General features: G+C 59.5%; 19 protein-coding genes and 1 pseudogene. 8 read left to right on the top strand and 12 right to left on the bottom strand.

Features of this window, described 5'->3' with window-relative positions; translation table 11 throughout:
• The 9 genes and pseudogenes from GPK89_RS10055 to GPK89_RS10015 all read right to left on the bottom strand — a co-directional run.
• Positions 1-107, bottom strand: a pseudogene (locus GPK89_RS10055) (hypothetical protein); the annotation flags it as partial.
• Positions 108-216: 109 nt separating this feature from the next.
• On the bottom strand, positions 217-2,166 hold the full coding sequence (locus GPK89_RS10050; protein WP_215692788.1) for an FAD-dependent oxidoreductase: 1,950 nt from the start codon (positions 2,164-2,166) through the stop codon (positions 217-219).
• 12 nt (positions 2,167-2,178) lie between these two features.
• On the bottom strand, positions 2,179-2,946 hold the full coding sequence (locus tag GPK89_RS10045) for a 3-ketoacyl-ACP reductase (protein WP_215692786.1): 768 nt from the start codon (positions 2,944-2,946) through the stop codon (positions 2,179-2,181).
• Positions 2,947-2,962: 16 nt separating this feature from the next.
• Positions 2,963-4,318, bottom strand: a complete 1,356-nt coding sequence (locus tag GPK89_RS10040; protein ID WP_215692784.1) for a flavin oxidoreductase/NADH oxidase — start codon at positions 4,316-4,318, stop codon at positions 2,963-2,965.
• A 4-nt stretch (positions 4,319-4,322) separates the two neighbouring features.
• Positions 4,323-5,153 carry a helix-turn-helix domain-containing protein gene (locus GPK89_RS10035; protein WP_215692782.1) on the bottom strand — a complete coding sequence of 277 codons (831 nt, stop codon included), beginning with the start codon at positions 5,151-5,153 and terminating at the stop codon, positions 4,323-4,325.
• A gap of 37 nt (positions 5,154-5,190) precedes the next feature.
• Positions 5,191-6,441 carry a hypothetical protein gene (locus GPK89_RS10030; protein ID WP_215692780.1) on the bottom strand — a complete coding sequence of 417 codons (1,251 nt, stop codon included), beginning with the start codon at positions 6,439-6,441 and terminating at the stop codon, positions 5,191-5,193.
• Positions 6,442-6,451: 10 nt separating this feature from the next.
• The gene (locus tag GPK89_RS10025) at positions 6,452-7,459 is read right to left on the bottom strand and encodes an amidohydrolase family protein (RefSeq protein WP_215692778.1); all 1,008 of its coding nucleotides are present in this window, start codon (positions 7,457-7,459) and stop codon (positions 6,452-6,454) included.
• Between the two features lie 407 nt (positions 7,460-7,866).
• Positions 7,867-9,021, bottom strand: a complete 1,155-nt coding sequence (locus tag GPK89_RS10020; protein ID WP_215692776.1) for a Gfo/Idh/MocA family protein — start codon at positions 9,019-9,021, stop codon at positions 7,867-7,869.
• An 18-nt stretch (positions 9,022-9,039) separates the two neighbouring features.
• Complete coding sequence (locus GPK89_RS10015; RefSeq protein WP_215692774.1) at positions 9,040-12,135, bottom strand: alpha-mannosidase; 3,096 nt, start codon at positions 12,133-12,135, stop codon at positions 9,040-9,042.
• A gap of 343 nt (positions 12,136-12,478) precedes the next feature.
• Between GPK89_RS10015 and GPK89_RS10010 the strand changes: the two genes are divergently transcribed.
• From GPK89_RS10010 to GPK89_RS09975, 8 genes are all read left to right on the top strand, one after another.
• Entirely contained in the window at positions 12,479-14,311 is a 1,833-nt protein-coding gene (locus tag GPK89_RS10010; protein WP_215692772.1) for a sensor histidine kinase, read from the top strand.
• Entirely contained in the window at positions 14,286-15,329 is a 1,044-nt protein-coding gene (locus GPK89_RS10005) for a response regulator (protein WP_215692770.1), read from the top strand. Before GPK89_RS10010 ends, GPK89_RS10005 begins: the two co-directional genes overlap by 26 nt.
• Positions 15,330-15,492: 163 nt before the next feature.
• Positions 15,493-16,854 carry an ABC transporter substrate-binding protein gene (locus GPK89_RS10000; protein WP_215692768.1) on the top strand — a complete coding sequence of 454 codons (1,362 nt, stop codon included), beginning with the start codon at positions 15,493-15,495 and terminating at the stop codon, positions 16,852-16,854.
• A gap of 125 nt (positions 16,855-16,979) precedes the next feature.
• Positions 16,980-17,903: a carbohydrate ABC transporter permease gene (locus GPK89_RS09995; RefSeq protein ID WP_215692766.1), complete on the top strand. Its 924-nt coding sequence runs from the start codon at positions 16,980-16,982 to the stop codon at positions 17,901-17,903.
• Between the two features lie 6 nt (positions 17,904-17,909).
• Positions 17,910-18,776, top strand: coding sequence for a carbohydrate ABC transporter permease (locus GPK89_RS09990; RefSeq protein WP_368043160.1), 867 nt, complete (start codon positions 17,910-17,912; stop codon positions 18,774-18,776).
• A 32-nt stretch (positions 18,777-18,808) separates the two neighbouring features.
• Positions 18,809-20,704 (top strand): glutaminase domain-containing protein, encoded by a 1,896-nt coding sequence (locus GPK89_RS09985; protein ID WP_215692764.1) that lies wholly within the window; start codon positions 18,809-18,811, stop codon positions 20,702-20,704.
• A 165-nt stretch (positions 20,705-20,869) separates the two neighbouring features.
• The gene (locus GPK89_RS09980; RefSeq protein ID WP_215692762.1) at positions 20,870-21,703 is read left to right on the top strand and encodes a sugar phosphate isomerase/epimerase family protein; all 834 of its coding nucleotides are present in this window, start codon (positions 20,870-20,872) and stop codon (positions 21,701-21,703) included.
• Between the two features lies 1 nt (position 21,704).
• The gene (locus GPK89_RS09975) at positions 21,705-22,754 is read left to right on the top strand and encodes a Gfo/Idh/MocA family protein (protein WP_215692760.1); all 1,050 of its coding nucleotides are present in this window, start codon (positions 21,705-21,707) and stop codon (positions 22,752-22,754) included.
• 52 nt (positions 22,755-22,806) lie between these two features.
• Here GPK89_RS09975 and GPK89_RS09970 read toward each other — a convergent pair whose 3' ends face one another.
• From GPK89_RS09970 to GPK89_RS09960, 3 genes are read right to left on the bottom strand one after another with little or no spacing between them, the layout of a single operon-like run.
• Positions 22,807-23,721, bottom strand: coding sequence for a glycoside hydrolase family 43 protein (locus GPK89_RS09970; RefSeq protein WP_215692758.1), 915 nt, complete (start codon positions 23,719-23,721; stop codon positions 22,807-22,809).
• 13 nt (positions 23,722-23,734) lie between these two features.
• Positions 23,735-24,910 carry a Gfo/Idh/MocA family protein gene (locus GPK89_RS09965; RefSeq protein ID WP_215692756.1) on the bottom strand — a complete coding sequence of 392 codons (1,176 nt, stop codon included), beginning with the start codon at positions 24,908-24,910 and terminating at the stop codon, positions 23,735-23,737.
• A gap of 1 nt (position 24,911) precedes the next feature.
• Complete coding sequence (locus tag GPK89_RS09960) at positions 24,912-26,078, bottom strand: Gfo/Idh/MocA family protein (RefSeq protein WP_215692754.1); 1,167 nt, start codon at positions 26,076-26,078, stop codon at positions 24,912-24,914.
• Positions 26,079-26,129: the final 51 nt, after the last annotated feature.

Raw genomic sequence — 26,129 nt, 5'->3', positions numbered from 1 at the left:
TGCGGGCAGACACGGCCGCAGACGGCGGGCAGCGCACTGGACTGGGCAATCACGTTGTAGGCGGCCTCAAAGTCGCCCTCGGCAACGTGTTTGATAAAGCCGGGGATGGATGCAAAGTTCGGTTACGGTAAGGTTCAGCTCCCGCCGTTTGATGATAGTAAACAAAGTTCCCACTCCTTTTACAAAAGCGCAGCTTTTCACGAAGCTGCGCTTGCTTTAGTATATATTGCCGGTTTCGCGGTAGCTGCGCCAGACGTTTTCAAAAAAGTCGTCATCCTCGGGGATGGGGCGCGGGGCGCGCCAAGCGGTGCAGCAGGTACCATCCTCGAACCACAGCTCCTGAATCAGCGGGGCTTCGGTTTCGTCCAAGGCAAAGGTGAAGGTATCCGGCAGCTGGGCAAACGGCTTAACGCCGCCCGTCAGGTCGGTGTACAGGGCACTGCCGCGGCTTTGCCCGCCGTGGGCAGTATAGTCCGCCATGGCGGTCAGGTAAGCGCGCTGGCTCAGCAGCATGTCGCGCAGGCGGTAGACCATCGCCAGCTCGGTGCGGCTGCCCGCCTTGACCGTTTGAGCAAAGTCGGCAAGCTGCGCTTCCACCTGTTTGCCGTAGGCGCGTATCTGCGCGGGGTCGCGGATGGCAGCGCCGCAGCGGCTCATTTCCTCGGCGGCGTGCTTCCACAGCGCACGGACGTTGCCGGTCTCGGCCTTGCAGCCGTCGGCCAGTGCGCCCATCTCGGCCAGCGCCTCGGCGGCGGCCAGACCGAAATTGTCCGGCGCATCGCCCCGGCAGCGGGCGGCAATGTACTGCGCGGCGCGGGTGCTGCCCACCTGCCCGGCGTTCAGCGCCGTGCCGCCGGGGCGGTAGACGCCGTGGCTGGCAGCGGCTTCACCCACGGCAAACAGGCCTTTCACGTCGGTCTGCCACCAGCAGTCGATGCCAATGCCGCCGTTGTTATGCTGGGCGCAGAGGGCGATCTCTAACGGCTGGGTGTACAAATCCACACCCTTATCCCGGTAAAAATCGATGGCTGGCTGGTTCATCTGCGCCAGCCGCTCAATCGGCGTGCCGAAGCAGGCACCGGCGCGGGTCAGGTACTCGCGCGCCTCGGGCAGCAAGTCGTCATAGCTAAACGCGCCGTCCATCAGGTTTGTGCGGTAATCAAGATAGACTTTGCGTCCTTTGCAGGTTTCCAGATACACCAGAATGTCAATGATGGAGCTGCCGTCGGCAACCTTGCGCACATCAAAGGGCCACTGGTAGCCCTTCAAAAACAGCTTGCTGAGCATATCGTGCGCATCGGTGAAGAAGTCCATCAGGAACTCCCGCTCATCGCTGCCGTCTGCCGCCGTGGAGTAGACCCGCGGCAGCACCTGCATATACGTTCCCGACACATTCCACCGCGGCGCGACCGATGCCAGGCCGTACTGCCATTCGGTCAGGTTTTTGCCCTTTGCGCCTGCTTCCAGCGCAAGGCCGGTGGCCCCATACTGGCTGAAGGGATAGACGCTGTCGGCGTACATACCAGCTGGGCCGCCGGTGGCCCAGATAACGTTTTTGCATCGAATCAGCGTAAAGCGGTCGGCGGCGTCCTGCGCAGCCGTGTTCAGGCAAAGCAGGCCGCAAACCGTACCGCCGTCCGTCAGAATTTTGATGACTTGTGTCTTGTCCAGCATCGGCACGCCCTTGGCCTGCACGGCAGCTTCCAGACATTCGGTCATCTGCTTGCTGGTGTAGGGTCCCACGCTGGTGGCGCGGCGGCGCGGGTCGTGGTCGGTCTTGTAGCCGATGTACTCGCCGTAGCGGTTGCGGGGGAACGGCACGCCCAGCTCGACCAGCTTCAAGAAGCACTGGGTCGAGAGCGCGGCCTCGCACAGGGCAATATCACCATCCACGCAGCGGCCCGCAAACAGTGTGTCGGCCATCTCGCGCACGCTGTCGGGGTCGCCCCCGGACAGGGTCAGCTTATAGTAGGTCTGCTTGTCGCTGCCGGTGTTGCGGCTGGTGCCGCCGACGCGGTTCTCGGTGACGAGGACGATGTCATGCTGCCCCAGCTGCCACAGGCGGTCGGCGGCATTGAAGCCCGCCGCGCCGCTGCCGACCACGGCAGTATTGCAGCGGTACACCTTTGCCGTGTACGCCCCGGCTTTAAAAATTTCGTTTTCCATCTCGTTGCTCCCTTACAGGCGCTGGATATGGAAGCCGCCGTCCACATCAATGTAGTTGCCGGTGGTGTAGCGCAGGCGGTCGCTGCACAGCAGGCTGACGGCCCCGGCCACATCCTCCGGCGTGCCCCAGCGGGCGATGGGGAAGGTGCCCTTTTCAATCAAGGCATCATACTTGCCCTGCACCTTGCTGGTCATATCGGTGGCGATAACGCCGGGGCGCACCTCGTTGACAAGGATGCCCTCCGACGCAAGGCGGTCGGCGTAGAGCGTCGTCAGCATCGAGATACCCGCCTTGGAGACACAGTATTCACCGCGGTTGGTGGAGGACACCACCGAACTGCAGCTGGACACATTGACGATGACGCCCTTGCGGCCATCGACAGGTTCCTGCGAAATCATCTGCTTGGCCACCAGCTGCGTCAGGAACATATTGCCCTTGGTGTTGATGCCGACAACATAGTCAAAGCTTTCCTCGCTCATATCCAGCAAATCGGCGCGGACTTTGGGAGCAACGCCTGCATTATTAACCAGCACATCCACGCGGCCAAAGGCGGCCAGTGCGCCGTCAAGGATCTTCTTGCGGTCGTCGGCGCTGCCGATGTTGGCCTGCACATAGGCGCAGTCGATGCCCTGTGTTTTCAGCTCGTCCAGCGCTGCCTGGTTTTTCTCCTGTGGGCCGGTGGCGACCATAACAATATTGTATCCATCCAGCCCAAGCTGCTTGGCAATGGCAAAGCCGATGCCGCGGCTGGACCCGGTGACGATGGCAGTTTTTTTCATAAGTACACCCTCTCCATCAGCCGCGGAAGTTCGCGGGCTGCGTTTTCTTGATCTCCAAAAATTCCTTGTAGAACGGCATAAACGTCTTACTGTCGCGGATGACACAGCCCGTGGGCTTGTGCGCGCGGATCAAATCGCCGCACTTGCCGCAGGTCAGGCAGACCCGCTTAGGGTCGATGCGGCCATTTTTGACGATCTCGTTGGCAAAATCCGGGTCAGCAAAGGCCATGCGGCCGAACAGCATACCATCGCACAGGCCCTGCTCGACCGCGCCTGCGCTGAACAGATCCGCATAGGCTCGCAGGTAAGTAGGTGCAGATGCCCAAACCGTCATTTCCGGCACGGCCTTTTTCACTGCGCCAATGCCGTGAATCATGCGGGACAGGCCGACAAACGGATGTTCGTCCGGTTCATACTTGCCAAAATCGAACGGGCGGGTCACATGGGTGGTGGCGTAGGGGTTGCCCATCGTCAGGTTGACCATATTCAGACCCAGTTCGTTGTGCAAATCGCGCACCAAGCGGATGGGTTCAGTCAAATCGGGCGTCATGCCGCTCTCCGGGCTGACGCCGAAGCCCCACGGGTAGGCGTAGCCGTCGTAGATGCCGATGCGCGCCGTGACCATAAAGCTGTCGTCCTCGTACACCTTGGCGGCGCGGATGCCGTTTTTCAGCAGGCGGAAGCGGTTCTCAAAGCTGCCGCCGTACTCGCCGGGGCGGTTGTAGGCGGATGCCAGTTCCGCCAACAGGTAGCCGTGGCAGCTCTTGATGTCGACGGCGTCGAAACCGGCCTCCTTGGCAAGCTTCGTCGCCTCGCCGAACTTGACCTCCAGACCCTTCAGGTAGTCGTCGCTGACAATGCAGGAGTCATCCGCCGCGCGGTACTGCTCCAGAATCGGGTGGCGGTAGGCGATCATCGGGGCAGGCTTGTTGCCGGGGTTGGAGTAGCGGCCGCTGTGGTTGGCCTGCATGATCAAATACGGCGCATAGCCGTTGGCCTTGAGGCCCGCCTCCTTGACGGCGGTGGTCATCTTTTTGAACTCGTCCAATGTGTCGCGGTTCAGCAGCAGCTGCGTCTGGGAGGATCGTCCCTCCTCCACAATGGAGATTGCCTCGAACCAGATGACCGAGCTGCCGCCGATAGCCTCGTTGACATAGCGGCGGGTCGTATACTCGGTGGGTGCGCCTTCGGGCGTCGAGTCCGCGCCCTCCATGGGCGCGATGCCCAGACGGTTCGGGAAGGTAATATTACGCACGGTCAGCGGCTGCGCCAGCGCGTGGGTGTCGGCTGCAAAGGGCAGGTCAACACCCAGTTCTGCGGCACGCTGCTTGACTTCTTCTAACGATTTATAGTGGAATTTTTCTTGTGGCATTGTATTACCTCTTTTGTTCTTCGTCCTCATCCGCATGGGTCTTGCGGTAGGCGCTGGGTGTCAGGCTGGTGGACTTTTTGAACTGGCGGGAAAAATAGGTGAAATCGTCGTACCCGCACTCCTCCGCCACCTGGGTGATGCTCTTGTCCGTCTTGGTCAGCAGCACCTTGGCACGGTTGATGCGCAGGGCGATGGCATAGCCGATCAGGCTGTACCCGGTCTCCTCTTTGAATACATGGGCGATATAGTTTTTGTTCAGGTACAATTCCGCCGCAATTTTGTCTACGGTGATTTCCTCGGCAAAATGGTGGTTGATATAATTCATGATGTTGTAGGCTACCGTAACGCTGTGGCCTATCTTCATCGTCATAACGTCCGCGCACTCGCGATAAATGGTAATGAACATTCTGCGCAGGTCCGCACCCACGTACAGCTCCCAGTATTTTTTCTTGGCGTTGTATTCCCGCTCCATTTCCAGGACGATATCATACAGATAGTTCCAGACCGGCTCCGGCACCGTAAGCAGGTGGGAGAAGTTCGGCGGCCGCTTGATAAAGACCGCAATGACCTCGGGATATTTTACCTCATTCTGGAAAAAGTCCGGCTGAACACGGACCATGTAGCGTTCATACGGGTATTCCAGCACTTCCAGGTCATGTTCCTCCAGCGTGTTCAGCACAAGTATCCCGCCGCGGCCGGTCTCGTAGGTTTTGCTGCCTACGCGGTAGCGGATACGGCCATTGGTGATGAGCAGCATCTGGTAGACATTTTCGTGGTGGTTTCCCAGCTTGAAGTCGGACGCGTTGTATCTGTGTTCAATCCGGACGTCTTCCATAATTCAGTTCTCCTTGCGTAAAGGGTAGTTTTCCCTATTATACAATATTGAAGAACAAGGTTGCCAGCAAAACATTTGCCAGGATGGCAAAGGGCTGTGCTGCGCCGTAACCGGCGGTGGGTTCCTCAGAGCCGGTGGCACTGATGGCAGCGCCCAGACCCGGGGCGGAGGTGCAGCCGCCGGCGATTGCACCGCTGAGGATGATCCAGTTGATTTTGAATACCTTGTGGCCGACGATAAAGGCGATGAGGACCGCGATGGCCTCGACAAAGACGGCGGCGATGGCCAGCTGCAGGCCGGAGCCCATCAGGGAATTGACGACGTCATAGCCGTAACGCAGGCCGACAACGGCCATAAAGAAGGTCAGGCCGGTCTGATACAGGATGCCCAGCGCCTTCTGATCCATGCGGAAGTTGATGGGGCCAATCTTGCCGATGTAGCTGAAAATCAGTGCGGAGATGAGGATGCCGCCCGCAGCACCGAGAGAGAACTCACCAAAGCCGCCCAGGGGGATTTTGATGTTGCCAATCAGGATACCAATCACAGCGACCAGACCCAGCACCATGAAGTCCAGCGGGCCTTCCTTAATCTTTTTCTCGTTGACAGCGCTCTCCTGCAGCTCTTTTTCGTAGGCTGCCTTTTCAGCGGCCACGTCGATGCCGAACAGTTTGGGCAGGGCAGAGATCATCACGACGATGACCATCACACCGATGGGGAAGGCCACAGTGTAGCCCAGGCTGATGGCGGAGGAAGCAGCCTCCAGCGCGTCACCAGCAACGACATTGCCGACAGCATCCAGCGCGGTGCCGTAAGCCGGGGTGGAGGTCATAGCACCGGCGAACATACCAATGGTCTCAAACTCGCCGACTGCGGGGCTGTTCTTGAACACGAGATGGTAGGCGACCAGCGCGACGGCCATCGAGATGACCGGGATCATCACACCGATGACGACAAACTTAACGCCGTATTTTTTAAAGATAGCGCCGATGCTGCCGCCGACCTTCATGCCGATGGAGACAAGGAACAGCATCAGGAAAAATGTAAAGAACAAATTGCTGACAACGCCGGTCTTGAGCACCGAAGCCGCGCTGGCGTAGCCCAGCTCGCCCTCCTGCACACCCTTGGCCCAGGCCTGTGCAATATAGCCCAGCACAATGCCGGAGAAGATACCGCCGGAAACGCCCAGCGAGAAGTTGCCGATTTTCACTTTGCCAAGCAGCAGGCCCAGTGCGATAGCGAGAAAAATCAGAAAGAACTGGTTCGTCAGAACCGAAATCAGCGTAGCCATAGTATCCCCCTTATACATGGAACAGCCGCTGCGCGTTGCCGTGCAGAATGGCTGCCTTATCATCCTCGTTCAAGCCCAGGTTGTCAATGCACTTGAGCGTGCGGTCGATGTAGCCCGGCCCCTGCTCGGGGTCAAACGGCATATCGGTCGCGAAAACGATGTGATCCCTGCCGAAGAAATCGATGCCCGCGCGGATGGCGGAGGTCGAACCGAAGGACGCCGTGTCCGCATAGAACTTGCGGATGGTATCGATGGGTGCGCCCTTCATCTTCGTCTTGGTCAGCTCATCGCGCAGTTCGGGCGCGGTGCGGCCGCCGTACATCTTCAGGCCGTTTTCAATGCGGCCTTCCAGCATCGGGATCATAGCGCCGACATGGTGAGTGATGATTTTGATATTGGGAAAATCCTCAAAAATACCGGAGAAGGCAAGGCGCATCATAGCGATCGTAGTCTGATACGGCCAGCCGATGGTAAACCACAGTTCGTACTTGGAGCGATCCTCCTTCGGGAATTCCGGCACCATCTGCCCGCCCACCGGGTGGATGAGGATGGGCAGATCGTACTTTTCGCAGGCCTCGTAGATGGGCCAGTACTTCTCGGTGTCGATGGCCTCGCCGTTCATGTGGGTGTAGATCTGGATGCCCTTGGCACCCATATCCTTGGCGCGCTTGATTTCCTCGACAGAGGCTTTCACATTGTTGAACGGGATGCCGGCAATAAAGCCTTCGTAAAATTGGGGGTTGGCCTCAACGATTTTTTTGATCTCGTCGTTGCCGATGGCCGCCAGGCGGGGGGATTTGTCCGGCCCGGCAAAGGTTTCGACCGGCGGGGAAACGATGTTGGGGATCTGCTTGTACCCGGGGAAGGCTTTCAACACCTCGTTGCGGGCGTCCATGTTGGACATGGACGCCACATTGAGCGCCCGGACAAACATATGGGATTTGTTGGGGGCTTCTGCCATGCAGATTTTCGCGTATTCCGGCGGCATCAGATGGCAAAACACATCAATCGATTTCATGGGCTTTCCTTTCGTGATTTGGATTATCCTGTATGATTCTGTATCCAGGGGGGGCGCTCTCCGGATAGCGCCCCCTTTGTTTCTGCATCTTCATCTTATCACAGGAAAGCCCGGGTTCTCTCTGACTATTCTCTCACAAATTTGTACAATTTTGTAGTCCTTTTCTCCTTTTCTCTCTCCGTTGGCGGAATCCGCCAAAATTTACAGCGCGTTTTCGTGTATTTTTTACAGTATAAAGAGCGGTCTCTGTCTTTGCGGTAGGATTTTTTGGTTAGCTGCACAAAACAGCACCTTTATGTTTGTGCAGCTTTACAGCGCCGTCCACTCAGGGTTTTGCACCCGGGCGGCGCGGATTGACCTATTCTGCCCCTGTTTTGGACAATTCTGTTTCTTGCAAGGGGCAAGGCTCACCCCAGCTTAATGCCCAGCTCGCCGGGCAATGCCCAGTGTCTGGCGCAGTCGGCCAGCGTTTCTTCCAGGTTTTTGACAAAATAGAAGTAGTCGCCGTCCTGCTCCACCTGCTCGACCAGTTCGGGGCGGATGGGGGTGATGGGGTTCTGCTGCACAAGGCGCACGGCGTGGATATGGGGCAGGTCAGCCTCAACGCCGCAGATGGGCGGCTCGCCGGTGACGGTGGCCGTGATGGCGTCCACCAGCTTTTGCATATCGCCGCCGGGGGCCACAGCGTCATAGTCAAAGGGCGTGCCATCGGCCATCACGCCATGGAACACCGGCTTTTCCCCAGTGTAGGTGATGGTCGCCTTTTCAAACTCCATCACGCCCACCGGACCCCAGCACTCGGTGCGGATGGGGTGCGCAGTGTAGTACAAAATCGGCGTATCGCCGGCAATTTTGAACCGCAGTGCCGCCACGTCGTAGTTTTCCACGTTCGGGTTGCCGCGGTACAGTTCGGCCTGTACGCCGGTGATATCGCAGGCTGTGCGCATCGTCGGCCCCAGTAAAAACGTCAGCATCTGGAAATGATGGGCGCAGGCGTTGGTAAAGGGGCTGTCAAAGACTTCGCGCCCATGGCAGGTGATGTGCCCGGCCCAGTCGTTGCGGGCGTAGTAGTTTGCGCCGCGGCGGAAACCGTGGTAGACGGCAATGCGCTTGGGTGCGCCGAACCGCCCGGCCAAGATATCCTGCTTCAGAGCCAGCACGTCGCGACGGTAGTCGATCTGGTAGCCGATGGAGAGGAACCGCCCGGCTTTTTGGGCGGCTGTGCGCATCGTCTCAGCCTCCTGGGTAGTCAGGCAGAGGGGCTTCTCGCACAGAACGTTCAGCCCATGCGCCAGACAGAGCAGCACCATATCGGTGTGGAAATGCACCGGCGAGACGAGTACCGCAAGGTCGGCGGTATCGTTCGCAAAAAAGGCTTCGAGACTAGGGTAGATCGGGATACTCTGTTCCCGGATGACGGGTATACGGTCGGCAAGATGAGGGTCGATATCGCAGATGGCCGCCAGGTCCGCGCCGTAATCGCGCTGGGCCATCGTCTCGACATACAGCCGCCCATACCCGCCCGCCCCCACAAGCACAATGCGCGGGCGTTGGTTGGACATGAAAATTCCTCCAGTCATTTATAATTTCACGCGATACGTCTGCACCTCAAACGGCTTGACGTGCAGCTGGGCATCCGCGGCAGCGGCCTCGCCGATAGGGTTTTCCATCAAATCACAGGGTACAAGTGCCTGCACCGGCAGGCCGGATTGGATATGATAGAACGTGTCGGCCTTTTTGCTCTCGTAGACGCGCAGAATGATATCCCCGCTGCTGTCATCGGCGGGCTTGACTGTATCCAGGATAACATTTTTCGCGTCGGTGGTAAAGGCCGAGAATGCGTGCAGCGCACCGCCAAGTTCAACAAACGGTGCATCATTGAACGCTGCCGCCTGCTGCACGATGGGTGCCTCGGCGAAAGACGTGTTCCACGCGGTAAAGCCGTAGCGGAAGGTCTGCTCGCCCTGATCGGTGCCCATCTCGGGTGAGGCCGCTGCCCGCAGCAGCGTCAGCTCGATGCTGTTCTGCTCCACGCCGACACCGTACTTGCAGTCGTTTACCACCGCGCAGCCGTGGGCGTTGTCGGCCAGGGCTGTGTAGCGGTGGTTGCAGACCTCAAACCGCTGCTGGTCATAGCCGCGGCTGCGGTGGGTCGGACGCTCGACATAGCCGAACTGAATTTCATGGTACGCATTCTCCGCACGCACATCCACCGGGAACTCGACTTTCAGCAGGCGGTGCAGCTCGTGCCACTGGACGGTGGTATCGAACTCGGCCACCGGGCTGTCTGCGCACAGCGTGATGGTCTGCGCGACGGTGGAATGGCCGATATTCCCGGTCCATCGCACTGATGCAGCAAAACCGGCGGCCTCTACAATTTCAAATGTTTCCGCCGTGGAGGTCCAAGAATCCTGCTCGCGGTAGTTGCTGTCGATATCCCAGGCATCGAAGATGCGGGGCACATCCTTGTACATCCGCAGCACGTTCATCGGGCGGCCTGCGGTCATCTCGCGGCCATCCAGCGTGTAGCCGGTCACATGCCCCTCGCGGTCCAGCGTCAGCGTCACGCGGTCATTGCGCAGGATCGCGCCGTCGGCGGTGGCCGTGGCGGTCACAGCCGCCGGGGCTGTGCCGTTGGCGGCGGGCAGCAGCGTCACCGCGCCGAACGCGGGCAGCGTAATCCGCGCCTTGCCCGCACAGACCGGCACAGTCTCGCCCTCGGCGGTTTTCGCACCGTTGGCAAAAGCGGCGGGCAGGTCGATGATTTCCTCCCGCGCGAAGCCCTGGCCGTTAAAGACGGTCACAGCGTTCTCATCGGGCGTCAGCAGAGCGCGGCGGGCGGCGGTGTACAGCGCAGCGGCGTCCTTTTGCAGCGCAGCGTGGGCGGCGTTTGCCTCGGTGTACACGCGAGCGATGGACGAACCGGGCAGGATATCGTGGAACTGGTGCAGCAGCAGAACTTTCCACAGGCGCTCGGCCTCGGCGGCGTTGTAGGCATGGCCGCGTTGGGCAGCCAGTGCGCCCCACAGCTCCATGTGGTGCAGGGCGCGCTCGCTGCGGCGGTTGTTTTTCTTCACGGCGGCCTGGGTCGTGTAAGTGCCGCGGTGGGCGTTGAAGTACAACTCGCCGTCCCATGTGTTCTTCGGCCCGCCCTTGGCCTGCAAATCGTCAAAGAAATCCAGCGGCGACATCATATCGACCCGGGGCATACCCTCCAGATCTTTTTCGCGCAGGGCGTACTCGATGTAATCGCGGCAGGGGCCGCCGCCGCCATCACCGTAGCCAAAGGGAATCAGGAAATCTTCCAGATGCCGCTTCTGCACGCGGTTTTTCCAGACGCCGCATAGCTCCTTGGGGTCGGTGCGGTAGGTGTAGTTGGTTGGCAGGAAGGATACGACCTGACTGCCGTCCATGCCCTTCCAGTTGAAGTAGTGGTAGGGGAACGGATCGCCCTCGTTGTAGCTCCAGAAGATTTTCTGCGTGACCAGATACTTTACGCCGCAGCTTGCCAGCAGCTGGGGCAGCACAGCGGAATAGCCGAAGGTATCCGGCAGCCAAAGCATCTTGCTGTCCACGCCGAACTCTTCTTTATAGAACCGCTTGCCGAGGACCAGCTGCCGCACGAGCGCTTCGCCCGACGGCATATTCGTGTCCGGCTCGACATACATTGCGCCCTCGGCGATCCATCGGCCGTCTTTTACGGCCTGTTTGATGCGAGCATACAGCTCCGGGTAGTGTTCGCGGCACATCTCGTAGGCGGCGGGCTGGCTCTGGATATAGCGGTACTCGGGGTAGCGGTCCAACAGGCGCAGCTGCGCGGCAAAGGTGCGGGCGGTCTTGCGGTGGGTCTCGGCCATCGGCCACAGCCATGCCAGGTCAAGGTGAGAGTTACCGATGGCGGCCATCAGCGGCGCGGTGCTGCCGTTGTGGGCCTGCATCAGCGGGCGCAGGGCAGCGCGGGCTTTGCGGTAGCTCTCGTCCCGGGCGGCGGGCGGCTGCTCAAAGTCCACGATGCGGGTGTATTCTTCGAGGCCGTCGGCGATTTTGGCCGCCCGCAGCGAATCCTCGGGGAGTTCGTCCATCAGCATGAACAGGGTGGATACGTCCATCCACAGCTGGTAGGCGTCCTCGTTCCAGACGCCGAAGGTGCTGCGCCCCAACCGGGTGCGGCTGCCCTCGGCCTTGGGGTCTCCCAGCGTGCCGGGCAGCACGGGGCCGGTGCAGCAGCCACCCACATCGGGGAAATAGTGTCCGGCGTAGACCTCAAACAGCAGGTCAAACTTCTGCCCCGGTTCAGCGCAGCGGGTCAGCACGTTATCGCTGATATAGTGGTGCGGCACACTGACCCACTCGGCACGGCGGGTGCCGAAAGCCTGTCCGTTGACGAAGAGCGTGGCCTCGCCGCCCATATCCAGCGACATGGCCACGGCCTTGCCTGCGGTTTCTTCCGGCAGCGTGACCGTAGCGCGCAGCCACAGATATTCCCATGTGTGCCCCCAGACCGTGCCCACCGGCACAGGCCGGAAGCCGCCGCCCACCGCCTGTTCGGGCGTCAGGTGGTCCATCGTGGTAAAGCCCTCAAAGGCGATTTCCCCCGCTGGGTGGTAGAAGTCCTGCGCCAGCACGCGCTGCCAGTGCGCAATCCGATCCTTATATTCGGAATGAAGTAATTCCATGGTATGCCCCCTTACAAGTTTTGAACAAATGCAATCAAAGTGTTTCATGCTGGAAACCTGATTTGCGTTGTGCTACAATCTAAATGCGCACAGCGCGCCTTGAGTTTAGCATACTCGTCTGCCGGGCAGTGTGCAATTCACAAATCCGTACTTTACCGGCAAAATTTCGACTTTTGCGTGGTTTTTTATGAATTTTCGGGACACACATCGGATTTTTGTACCGAAAAATCAAGTTTTTGACTTGACGCAGGTGTATGGAAACGGTCACACTTATAAGTATAAATCGACCACTACAGCCCACAGCGTTCTATAAATACAATAAATATAAAAAAGGAAGTCCTCCATGCGTAAGCTTCAAACGTTCTGGCAGAACCTGCATCTGCGGGCGAAATTTCTGCTGATTTTGCTGGTTGGCATCGTCATCATCGGCGTGGACGCCATTGCGACGCTGCTGATTCCGCTGCGCGCCTACGACGAGCAGCTGTACGAGAGCAGCTCCCAGATGATCTCCCTTTATGCCGAGCAGATCAAGCACGAGATGAAAAACTATGAGGATATCAGCTACCGCATCCTGACGGATTCCTCGCTGCAGGAGAATCTGGCCATCATAAAAGATGCTTCCCCCGGCACGCTGACCTGGATTGACGCACAGCGCAACGTCGCCAGCCGCGCGGCGTATTACAGCCTATGGTTCTCCAACACGGTCAGCTTTCAGCTGCGCACGTCGCGGGGCACCACATACAGCCACTTTTTCCGGGCGTCCAGCGGCGCGAACGAGCTGACCGATGAGCGCATGACCGCAGCTGCCTGGCGGCAGGGCCGGTTCATCTGGCTGACCGAGGAGAACGGCGACGCCTCCCGTCTGTTTCTGGTGCGCGAGATCCGCGAGATGGAGAACATGACGCTGGACAACCTCGGCTATATGCTCATCGAGGTGGATTTTCCCTCGTTGGTCGAGCAGTACAGCCAGGCCATGGGCAGTCTGGGCGTAGAGCCGCGCTGTGCGGTCTATAATAAAGGGATCTGCCTGTACGCCAGTGACGAGGGCATCCGTGCGCTGGGCATGGGCGAGGACGGCTACACCTATATGAAATCCGACGGCAAGCCGGTTCTCTGCGTGCGGTACACCGCCACCAACGGGCTGAAATATGTGACCCTGGTGGATTACAGCGGCATCCGCACCACAACGCTGGCTGCGGTCAGCGTCACCATCCTCTGCATCCTGGGGGCGGCGCTGCTGGTCGTAGCCGTCAGCACCGGGCTGATCAACAGCATCCTGGTTCATTTCCAGGTGTTGATGCAGAAATTCGACGCCTTTGCCATCAGCGGCGAGCCAATCTCCACCCAGGAGAGTGCCTGCTACAAAGACCGTTTTGATGAGATCGGCGATTTGCACCGCGGCTTTGACTGGATGACCCGCGAATGGACCCGCGTCAACCACGAAAAAGAAGAACAGCAGCACCTTTTGCAGGAAAAGCAGATGCAGCAGCTGCGCGCCCAGGTGCGCCCGCACTTCCTATACAATACGCTGGAATCCATCTACTGCCTGGCGCAGAACTCCGGCGACAAGCGCATTGCCGTTATGACCTCGTCACTGGGAAAACTGCTGCGTGCCTCGCTCAACGACAAGCGCGACGTCGTCACCGTGCGGGAGGATCTGCAGACCGTGCGCGACTACCTGAGCATCCAGGAGATACGCTACGGCGAGCGTTTGCAGATGGAGTACGCCGTGGACGATGCCGTCATGCCCTGCCACATCCCGGCTATGACCGTGCAGCCGCTGGTGGAAAACGCCATCCACCACGCCGCCGAGCATATGCTGGACACCTGCATTATCCGCATCAGCGGCAATGTAGTTCCGGACGGCATAGACGTTATCGTGCAGGACAACGGTCCCGGCATCGATGAGGATATTCTGACCAAGCTGGAAAGCGGCGAGGTCCAGCCCGAGGGGCTTGGTATCGGGCTGCGCAACATCCATAAGCGTGTACAGCACACCTTTGGCAAAGAGTACGGCCTGCGCATCCGCTGCGAGGACGGCTGCACGCAGATCATCATCCATCTGCCGGATACAAGGCCGGAGAAACCTGAAACACCCCGGGCGGATTCCTCAACGCCCCGCGGTACAGGAGAAAAGAAGGGAGAACACCGTGTACAAACTGTTATTGGTCGATGATGAACCCATCATACGCGAGGGATTGGAGCGGATGATCGACTGGGAAAAGCTGAGCTTGAAAATGACAGCCTCCTGCCCGAACGCCATTGCCGCGCTGGACAGCATGACCGACGATATGCCCGATATCCTGCTGACAGACATCCGCCTGCCGGGCATGACCGGCCTGGAACTGGTGCAGCGTGCCGTGGCCCTGCACCCGATGCTGCAATGTATCGTGCTGTCGGGGTATGATACCTTCCAGTACGCGCAAGAGGCGCTCAAATACGGTGTCATCGAGTATCTGCTTAAGCCCTGCGACCAGGAGGAATTGGAGAACGCCTTGCGCCGTGCTTGCACGAACATTGACAAAAACCGCAAAAAGGTTTTGTATCTCTATGATGAGCGTCGCCAGCGCATCAAATCGCTGGTGGACAGCTTCAACGCCCTGCGGGAGAGCGGCCTGAATGCCGACCAGATCAAGCGCCAGGTTGGCGAGCTGGTCAAAACAGTGGAAGACCCCAGCCTTTTGCAGGAAACGCTGATCGCTGTTGTGACCGGCAGCATGGGCAGCGGCCAGACCGAGTGGGGTATGAATGTCATCACCGACGCACTGCGCGACCGTGAATCGCTGGAAGACCTCATCGTGCGCAGCCTGCTGCGCCTGCGCAAGGAGGGCGGTGCTGCCCGCAGCAATGATTTTGTGCAGCAGATGCTTGCCTATATGAACGCCCACTATGCCGACGAGGCGCTGTCCCTGCAATATATTGCCGACAATGTAGTATATATGAACGCCGACTACATCGGCCGCGAGTTCACCCGCTCTGTGGGGCAGAAATTCAGCAGCCAGCTTTTGAGCATCCGCATGGAACACGCCAAGCTGCTGATACGCAGTGATCCCTCGCTGCACAGCTACGAAATTGCCGAGAAAGTCGGCCTGGGCGAGAACCCGCACTATTTCAGCCAACTGTTCCGCAAATACACCGGCATGACTCCCAAGGACTACCGCAAGCAGCTGGACGAGCAGACCGGGCAGGGGTAAACCCGCACCGCCCACCCAAAAGCCGCCGATTTCCGGCGGTTTTTCTGTTTTTTCTGGGTACATCCCGGAAAAACATACCAAAAAATCGAAAAAGTGAATTCAGTTTCGCAAAACTTTTGGCTATAATGATGACAACAAAAAGAAACACATGGAGGTGCTTCACATGAAAAAGAAACAAGTACTCGCAACCCTATGCGCCGGTATGATGGTCGCCAGCGTTGCCACCGGCTGCGGCTCTGCTGCCGAGTCCGCCGCGGATTCCACCGCAGCTTCCACTGACAGCACGGATGCCAGCACCGAGGCTTCTTCCGCCAGCACGACCGCGGATGGCAAGACCCAGCTGAACATCCTGTGGTGGGGTTCTCAGACCCGCCATGAGCTGACCACCCAGATGCTGGAGAAATTCCAGGAAGAGAACCCCGACATTGAAGTCGTGATGGACTACTCCGACTGGGACGGCTACTGGACCAAGCTGCCCGCCCAGGTCGCCGGCGGCCAGACCCCCGACGTTTTCCAGATGGACTACGCCAAGCTGGCACAGTACGTTGAAAACGGCGTTATGGCACCGCTGGATGATTACGTTGCCGACGGCAGCCTTGACCTGAGCAACGTTGCCCAGAGCGTCATTGACTCCGGCTCGATCGACGGCAAGCTGTACGCCGTCTCCACCGGCACGAACGCCCCCGTCATGCTGTACCGCAAGGACATCCTGGATGATCTGGGCATCGAGATGCCGATGAACCCGACGATGAGCGAGTATACCGACATTTCCAAGAAAGTCTATGAGGCCACCGGCCTGCGCGATACTTTCGTGACCAGCTGCTCTGCGGATAACCTGCGTTTCCGCCTGCGCAACTACGGCATGAACCTTTACAATGACGACGCTTCTGCCCTGGGCTTCGACGATCCGAAGTACATCGTGGATATGTGGCAGCTGGCACTGGATTCTCAGAACGAGGGCTGGGGTCTGATGATCGGTGAAGAGACCGCCACCACTGCCTTTGACTCGATGGTCATGGACTCCTGGAGCCGCTACCAGAACTCCAATGAGCTGCAGGCTTACCGCGATGCTACCGGCAAGGACATCAGCATGGTCATGATTCCCAACACCGATGACGCCACCGCTTCCGCCACCTATCTGAAGCCCGCCATGTTCTGGTGCGTTGCTGCAGACAGCGATGTCAAGGACGCCGCGGTTCGCTTCATCAACTACTTCGCCAATGACACCAGCTGCTACGATATCGTTGGTATCGAGCGCGCCGTTCCCATCTCCTCTGAGATGCGCGAGTATGTTGCCCCCACTCTGGACGAGGTCGGCAAGCAGGTCGTTGAGTTTGTTGACTACGTCAGCCAGCCCAACATGGCTTCCCCGCTGATGAACCCCGACCCGGCAAAGCACTCCGAGATCTCTGACCTGCTGAGCCAGTACTCCGACCAGGTCCGCTACGGCGAGATCACCGACCTGCCCACTGCTGCCCAGCAGTTCATGGATGAGGCAAACGCCATCCTGGCCAGCGCTGAGTAAGATTTGATTTTCTTCCTTATCCCCTTCTTCTTTTAAAAGTTTTCTTCTCCTTGATCGCGTCGGAGGTCTTTCCCTTCGGCGCGATTCTTTGAATCACCCCACATTCCATGAAAGGAGCCATTGCCATGAAAAAGAAAGACGGCTTTTCCCACAAGCTCGGCAGCTGGCTTGATCGGGACAATGTTGCAGGCTATGTCTTTATTCTCCCCTTTATCATCGGTCTGATCGTGTTCACTGCCATTCCCTTTTTCACCTCGCTGTACCTGGCCTTCACCAACTACAACATCCTGTCCGCCCCCAAGTGGGTGGGCCTTGACAACTTCAAGAAGATGTTCTTGGAGGATGATCTGTTCTGGACGTCCTTCAAAGTCACTTTCAAGTTTGCACTGATCCAGGTGCCCATCAAGCTGACGGTCGCACTGCTCGTCGCGCTGGTGCTGTCCCGCTCTACCCGACTGACCAGCTTCTACCGCGCCGCGTTCTACATTCCCTCCCTGATGGGCGGCAGCGTTGCCATCGCCCTGCTGTGGAAGCAGCTGTTCTCCCCCAAGGGCGTTATCAACCAGGTGCTGGGCTTCTTCGGTCTGCCGGACAGCACCGCCTGGCTGGGCAACCCCAAGACCGCGCTGGGCACCCTGATTGCCCTGGGCGTGTGGCAGTTCGGCTCCTCGATGCTGATTTTCCTGGCCGCCATCAAGAACATTCCCCAGAGTTACCACGAGGCCGCCATCGTGGACGGTGCCGGCCCTGTGCGCCGCTTCTTCTCCATCACGCTGCCGATGCTGACCCCCATCATCTTCTTCAACCTCATCAACCAGGTCATCGGCGCGTTTCAGGCGTTCAACTCCAGCTACCTCATCACCGGCGGCAAGCCGCTGAACACGACCCTGTACTACGGTGTCTACCTGTACAACAAGGCCTTCAACCAATTTGAGATGGGCTACGGCAGCGCCATGGCATGGTTCATGCTGTTGATCATCGCCTTCTTCACGGCTTTGATCTTCCGCTCCTCCAGCGCGTGGGTCTACTATGAATCGGAAGGACGGTAATTGACTATGTTGATGAAATACATTTCCCCCAGCATGTCTCGCCGGCGTGCGGTCAGTACCACCATCTACCATGTGCTGATGCTGCTTGTCAGCTTCCTGATGCTCTACCCGGTGCTGTGGCTGATTGCCTCGTCCTTCAAGCCCAACGGTGATATCTTTACCACCGCCACCTCCCTTATCCCTGCCCAGTCCACGCTGGAACACTACATCAAGGGCTGGCAGGGTTTTGGCGGCTACACCTTCACGGTGTTCTTCAAGAACTCGCTGTTCGTCGCCATTCTTTCCGCCATCGGCATGACGATTTCCTCGGCGCTCGTCGCCTTTGGTCTGGCGCGCATCCGCTTCAAGGGCCGCAACGTCTGGTTCGTGCTGATGATCATTACGATGATGCTGCCCGGCCAGGTCATGATGATCCCCCGCTTTGTCCTGTTCAACAAAATGGGCTGGGTCGGCAGCTATCTGCCGATGATCGTACCGTCTTTCTTTGCCAGCGGCTTCAACATCTTCCTCATCATGCAGTTCATCCGCGGCATCCCCCGCGATATGGACGAGGCCGCCAAGATCGACGGCTGCAGCTGGTACGGCGTTTTCTTCCGCATCATCGTCCCGATGATTGTGCCCTCTCTCGTCACTGTCGGCGTGCTGACCTTCATGGGCAGCTGGGAAGATTTCATGGGTGCGCTGCTCTACTTGAACAAGCCCGCCACTTACACCGTTGCCTACGCTTTGAAGATGTTCAACGACAGCTCGATGTCTGACTACGGCGCAACATTTGCCATGTCCACTGCCTCCCTTGTCCCGGTGCTGACCCTCTTCTTCTTCTTCCAGAAGAACCTTGTCGAGGGTATCTCCATCCAGGGTCTGAAAGGCTGAGTTTTCCACATTTCAACAAGGAGAATTTGCGTATGTTCTGTATCGACAGGCTTCCCGCCATCCCACTGGTGGCGTCTGACCCCTATCTTTCCATCTGGATGCCCGCTGACACGATGACCCAGACCGACACCTGCCATTGGAGCGGCCCGGCCAAGCCCATCCGCGGTGTGCTGACCGTGGACGGTGCTGCCTGCCGTTTCCTGGGCGAGGGTGCAGAGCCGGAGGCCGCGCTGACCGAACTGAAAGTCACGGCCACCCGCACCCGCTTTGTCAGCGAATTTGGCGGCGTGCAGTTCGAAACCACCTTTGCCACTCCCGCCCTGCCCGACGATTTGGATCTGCTGAGTATGCCCCTCACACTGGTCACATTCAGCGCCAAGGCCACCGACGGCAAGGCACACGATGTGCAGGTCAAGCTGCACCTGTCCGACAAGCTTTGCTATGACGGTGAGCTGCGCCCGAATATGATCGACGGCGCGTATACGCTGGGCACAAAGCAGACCGTCTACATCGGCCAGGAGACCCAGAAGCCGCTGAGCCACTCCGCTGACCACATCACGATCGACTGGGGCTACCTGTACCTGAGCGCCGACGGCGTTGTCAAGGCCGTCGGCGACGGCGTGCAGACCACCTGCAGCCTGACCGTGGGCGGTGCGCCCGCGCAGGCCATCATCGCCTATGACGATATTGCCTCCATCAACTACTTCGGCGATCTGTGCAAGGCATGGTATCGCCGTGATGGCCGCCAGATCACCGATGCCATCCTTTACGCCCAAAAGCACTTTGACGAGATCCTGCTGCGCTGCGCTGCCATGGATGAGACCGTCAGCAACGATGCCCAGAAAGCCGGCGGTCAGGACTACGAGGATATCGTCAACGCCGCCTGGCGGCACACCTTTGCCGCGCACAAGCTTATCGCCACGCCCAAGGGCGAGATGGCATTCCTCTCCAAGGAGAACGATTCCAACGGCTGCATCGGCACGGTGGATGTGAGCTACCCCTCCATCCCGCTGTTCCTGCACTACTGCCCCGAGCTCGTCAATGCCCTCTGCCGCCCGGTGCTGGAATTTGCCTCAATGCCGGTTTGGGACTGCGATTTTGCCCCGCATGATGTCGGCCGTTACCCGCTGGCCACCGGCCAGGTTTACGCTGCCCGCAAACCCATTGGTCGCACGGCCAGCCACCCGCCGTACTACCTGTACCCTGCCGGTACAGATGTGTGGGATCCGCGCTACCAGATGCCGGTGGAAGAGTGCGGTAATATGCTGATCATGCTGGAGGCCGCCCGCGCCTTTGGCGCGGACAAGGCACTGGCCGATCAGTACCGCCCGCTGCTGGACAACTGGGTCAAGTATCTGGTACAATATGGTGAGGACCCTGCCGAGCAGCTGTGCACCGACGACTTTGCCGGGCACCTGGCACACAACGTCAACCTGACCGCCAAGGCCATTGTGGGCGTGGCCTGCTATGCCCGCCTGACCGGCGACGAGAGCTGCACCGCCCAGGCCAAGACGATGGCCGCCCACTTGCTGGAAAAAATCGGCGATAAGGGCAACACCCCGCTGACACTGGACGGCCAGGGCTGGAGCATGAAGTACAATCTGCTGTGGGACAAGGTGCTGCACCTCGGCCTGTTGCCCGACAGCTTCTACGCTGCCGAGACCGCCAGCTATCTGCCGCGCATCAACACCTACGGCCTGCCGCTGGATTCCCGCGCGGACTACACCAAGTCCGACTGGATCTGCTGGACCGCCCGCATGGCGGACGACCCGGCTGTGCGTGCCGCGCTGATTGCGCCGGTTGCCAAAGAGCTGCACGAGACAACGTCCCGCGTACCGTTCTCTGACTGGTACGACACGAAAACGACTCGGTTCGTGGCCTTTATCGGCCGCAGCGTGCAGGGTGGACTGTTTGCACTGATGCTGTAATTTTCCCCTAGCCGCGCAGGGCAGACGTCCCGCGCGGCTGTTCGTGATTTGCAAGCGGCTTTACTCCGTAGCGGCGCACCTATGTGTACGCCCGCAGCCCGTTTGCCACGCAAGGCGGGCGCACACGCAGGTGCGCCCCTACATATACCGAACAGGAGGTTTCCCATGAGAATTTACGCGTTTGCTGATGAAGCATCCCCCGCCATCGACGGCCAGATTGCGGCGATGCGCCGCAATGGGCTGAACGGCCTGGAAATCCGCGGGGTAGACGGCGAGAACGTCTCCGCCATTTCCCTGGAAAAGGCCAAAGAGGTGCGCCGCAAGCTGGACGATGCGGGGCTGTGTACCTGGTCCATCGGCTCGCCCATCGGCAAGATCGATATTGAGACCGGCGATTTTGCCGCCCACCTTGAGCAGCTGCGCCACACGCTGGAAGTTGCCCAGGTGCTGGGCGCAAAGCGGCTGCGGATGTTCTCCTTCTACATCCCCGTAGGCAAGGATCCCGCCGACTACCGCAATAGGGTCATCGATCAGGTGGGCGAAATGCTCCGCGTGGGCGAGGGCAGCGGCGTGCTGTTCTGCCACGAAAATGAGAAAGGCATCTACGGTGATATCGCCTCCCGTTGCCTTGACCTGCACAAAGCATTCCCCCAGATGCGCGGCGTGTTCGACCCCGCCAACTATGTGCAGTGCAGCCAGGAGACGTGGAGCGCCTGGGAAGAGCTGAACCCCTACATTGACTACCTGCATATCAAAGACGCATTGGCCGACGGCAGCGTTGTGCCCGCTGGCAAGGGTCTGGGCAACGTCAAGCGCATTCTGGACGCCTACCGCGCCCAGGGCGGTGAGGACGTGACCGTGGAACCGCACCTGCAAGTGTTTGAGGGACTGAAAGATCTGGAACAGGACGGCAATACCAGCCATGTGGGCGGCTACCGCTATCCCAGCAGCGATGCCGCCTTTGACGCCGCCTGCAACGCCCTGAAGGAGTTTTTGTAACATGGAGCTGCACCTACCGCCGAAACCTCAGCCCGTCGTCGGCCCTGGGGAATTTCAATTTGCCGCCGTGGGGCTGGAACACGGCCACATCTACGGCATGACAAACGGTCTGCTGGAAGCCGGCGCAACACTGACCGCCGTTTGGGATGAAGACCCGGAAAAAGTTGCCGCCTACCGCCGCACTTTTCCCCAGGCGCGGGCAGCGGCCAGCTTGGACGAGCTGCTGGCCGACCCGGATATTCAGCTTATCGCCAGTGCCGCCATCCCCAGCGAGCGCTGCCCCCTTGGCCTGCGGGTGATGGCCGCCGGGAAAGACTATTTTGTTGACAAAGCGCCAATGACGAGCCTGCCCCAGCTGGAAGCAGCCCGCCGCGCTGTGGCCGAGACTGGCCGCAAGTACATGGTCTACTACTCTGAACGGCTGCACAGCGAGGCCGCCACGCTGGCAGACTATCTTATCAAACAGAACACGATTGGCCGTGTGCTGCACGTTGAGGGCTTCGGCCCACACCGCTTGGGCGGCCCGCGCCCGGCCTGGTTTTACGAGAAAGCGCGGTACGGCGGCATTTTGTGCGATATCGGCAGCCACCAGCTGGAACAGTTTCTCTACTTTGCCGGGGTCGAGAATGTCGACATCACCTTTGCCCGCAAGGCCAACTACGCCCACCCTGCCACGCCGGAGTTTGAGGATTTCGGCGAATGTACCGCCACCGCCGCCAACGGCGTGAGCGGGTATTTTCGGGTAGACTGGTTCACGCCAGACGGCCTGCGCAACTGGGGCGATGGCCGGACGTTCATCACCGGCACAGACGGTTACATCGAGCTGCGCAAGTTCATCGACCTGGCCGCCGGCGAAAAGCGGGAGAACATGGTCTACTGGGCTAACCGGCAGGGTGAGTTCAGCACGAATGCCACCGGCAAGGTGGGCTGCCCTTTCTTTGGGCGGCTGATCCGCGACTGCATCGACCGCACCGAGACCGCCATGACCCAGGCGCACGCCTTTAGAGCTGCCGAGCTATGCTTGAAAGCCCAGCAGATGGCCGACCAATAAAAAACACAAATCCCCCTGCACGACAACGTGCAGGGGGATTTTGTGTTGTGCGTTATTCCGCGTCGATGACCAATCTGCCCTGCTCATCAAAATGCGCCGGGGAGATAAAGGCGATGCGATCATTGCCGGTGGCCTCGGTGCGGCCATGGTAGCAAATCATCAATTCGCCCGCCGTGGTGCGGAACATACAGTTGTGGCCGGTGCCGGTCACCTGTGCGCCGCGCTCCAAAATCGGGTTTTCGGGTGCTTTTGTGTAGGGGCCCAGCGGGGTATCAGCCGTAGCGTAGCCAACGGCGTAGTCCGGCCCTGCAAAGAAATTGCCGGAGTAGGTCATGTAGTATTTTCTGTTGTGCTTCAGGAGATACGAACCCTCGTTCCAGCGGCGGCCTGTGGCGGCAGCGCTGCGCCCCTCCCACTCCTGCTCCGGGCGCAGCAGCAGCACAGGTTCGCCGATAACACCGGTAAAATCGGGCTTCAGCTCCACGCCGTAGATCCAGCTTTCTTCAAGGCCGTCCACATTGTGCTCATAGCAGCAGCGGGAATAGTAAAGGTAGTACCGCCCATCCTCGGTGTAAACGTCGGCATCGATGATGGGATACCCTGGGTCAAAAATCGGCTTGTCGGCCATATCGGCGAACGGCCCGGCCGGGTCATCTGCCACGGCGACGCCGATTCGGAAGTTTTCCAGTGCACCGGTCGGGTTTTCTTTCCAGTCGGCACTGTAAAACAGGTAGTATTTTCCGTTTATCTCATAGCACTCGGGTGCCCAGAAGCAACCCACGCCCCAGCGGGCGGTATCCTTGCCGATGGCTGTGCCGCGTCGCTGCCAGTGCACCAAATCATCGGACACATGGATAGGGATGCCGCTACCGTCCTCGCTAGTGCAGTAAAGGTAGTACCGCCCATCGACAGCACGCAGGATAAATGGATCCGCCGCCGGGAAAGACAGCTGCGTTGTTTTTGACATAGCGTTCTCCTTGTTACCAATTCACCTGCCAGCGGCGGCTGTATCGGCCGTCGGGGCGCTCTGTATCGGTCTTGGGCTTATAGGCGGAGGTCTTGACCCGCTCGGCCAGCAGCTTATCAAACAGCACGGTATCCGGCGGCAGCGGCATGGCGGCGTTGCCGGTCCACTGGGAGAGATAGGCCGCGTTGGAGATGGCCAGCTCTTTTAGGCCGTCCTCGCCGGGGCTGAGCAGCGGTGCGCCGTGCGAAATCGCATCCGCGAAGTTCCGCAAAATGCCGATGTGCGCGGATTCGGGCGCGTCGGGGGTGAGCTCCTGATAGTCGCAGTCCGGCGTCACAAAGTTGTCGGAGCTGGCAAAGCGGATGGCATCCTCGGGCGTTTTCAACCGCCACCATTTCAGCACACCGTTCTCCAGGACAAGCTTACCCTTTGTGCCGGCAATTTCCAGCCGGTTCGTGCCGGGCATTTCGCCGGTGGAGGTAATGAACACACCAGTCGCACCGTTCGGGTACTTGGCAAAAATCGTCGCGTCGTCCTCGACCTCTATGTGGTGGTAGCGAGCCACGTCGCAGTAGCCGGTCACGCTCTCAGGCATGCCGCAGATCCATTGCCACAGGTCAAGATTGTGGGGTGCCTGGTTCAGCAACACGCCGCCGCCCTCGCCCGCCCAAGTGGCACGCCACGCGCCGGAATCATAGTAATGCTGGGTGCGATACCAGTTTGTGATGATCCACACCGACCGCTTGAGCTGCCCAAGCTGCCCACCCTGCACGATGGCCCGCGCCTTGGCGAACAGCGGGTTCGTGCGCTGGTTCAGCATCAGGGCAAACACTTTGCCGCTGGCTTTTGCCTGTGCACACAATGCCTGTGCGACCGAAAGGCGGACGTCCAACGGTTTTTCCACCAGCACGTGCAGCCCAGCCGCTAACGCCAGCGAGGCAATTTTGCTGTGCAGCGGATGGGGTACAGCAACGATGGCCGCCTGCACACCGCCTGCGGCCAACAGTGCGTCCTCGCTGGCATAGCAGGCCACACCGGGCCAGGCTTTGGCGGCATAGGCCAGCCGGGCAGGGTCGGTGTCGCAAACTGCGGCCAGCGCCAGGCCGGGCACACGGTCATCCCACAGGCTTTGGGCGTGTGCCGTGCCCATGTTGCCAATGCCGATGACCGCCGTTTTTACCTTTTCCATTTTATTTTGCCCCGCTGCCGTAGCTGGACGCAGTGTCCATGACCACGTCGGTGTCCTCTTTCAAGCGGGAGTGAGCGCGGCGCTCGTTGAGCAGGTTCAGGAACTTTTTCTCATCGATGGGCAGCGTGACCGTCTCGCCCAGCCAGGACGACAGGTGGATGGCGTTGGAGAGCATCAGACCGTTGATGCCCTCGCGGCCGTCTGCCACCAGCGGTGCGCCGGTCTGGATGTGGGCGGCAAAGGCATTCAGCACGCCTGCGTGCTGCGGGTTTTCGCCGTCGGTCTCGACCTCGACGCGCTCACAGCCGGGCTTCTCAAAGCCCTCCTTGCAGGTGGCGCACCAGATGCGCTCGTCCTCTTTCAGGCGGTCGTAGGTCAAGCCGTTTTCGTCGCAAATCAGGCGGCCTTTCGTGCCGGTGATTTCCAAGCGATTCGTGCCGGGGGCGTCGGCGGTGGTGGTGATGAACACACCGGTCGCACCGTTGGCAAACTCCATGTAGGCGGTCACGTCGTCCTCGACCTCAATGTCGTGCCACTTGCCCTCATGGCAGAAAGAATGCACGCGCACCGGCAGGCCGCACAGCCATTGCAGTAGATCCAGCTGGTGGGGGCACTGGTTCAGCAGCACACCGCCGCCCTCACCGGCCCAGGTCGCACGCCATGCGCCGGAGTCATAATAAAACTGGGTGCGATACCAGTCGGTGACGCTCCAGTTCACGCGCTTGAGTTCACCCAGTTCGCCCGCGTCCAGCATCTCCTTCATCTTGCGGTAGACGCAGTTGGTGCGCTGGTTGAACATCATGCCGAAGGTCAGCTCGGGGTGCTTGTCGGCCTCGGCGATCATCTCTCGCACCTGTAAGGTGTAGACGCCCGCGGGCTTCTCGCACATGACGTGCTGCCCGGCGCGGAACGCCTCGATGGCCAGCGTGGGATGCTGGTAGTGCGGCACGGCGATGAGAACCGCGTCGCAGCATTTGGCGGCGATAAGGTCGCTGCCCTCGGTGAAAATGCGGGCATCGGGCAGTTTTTCGGCAGCCCACTGGCGGCGGCTCTCCTTGCGGTCGGCCACGGCCACAATCTCGATATCCGGGCATTTCCCGTCCAGAACATTTTGGATGTGGGCGGAGGCAATGTTGCCCGCGCCGATGATGCCAAGTCGAAGTTTCATTGACAGTTCCTCCTACAATCTTGCCCGGAAAAGGGCACAGCTTTCTAGCTT

Origin of the sequence: Gemmiger formicilis (genome assembly GCF_018784445.1) — a bacterium.
Taxonomy (GTDB): domain Bacteria; phylum Bacillota; class Clostridia; order Oscillospirales; family Ruminococcaceae; genus Gemmiger.
The sequence above is the reverse complement of the archived record's forward strand: the minus strand, read 5'-3'. Positions and strand labels throughout refer to the sequence as shown.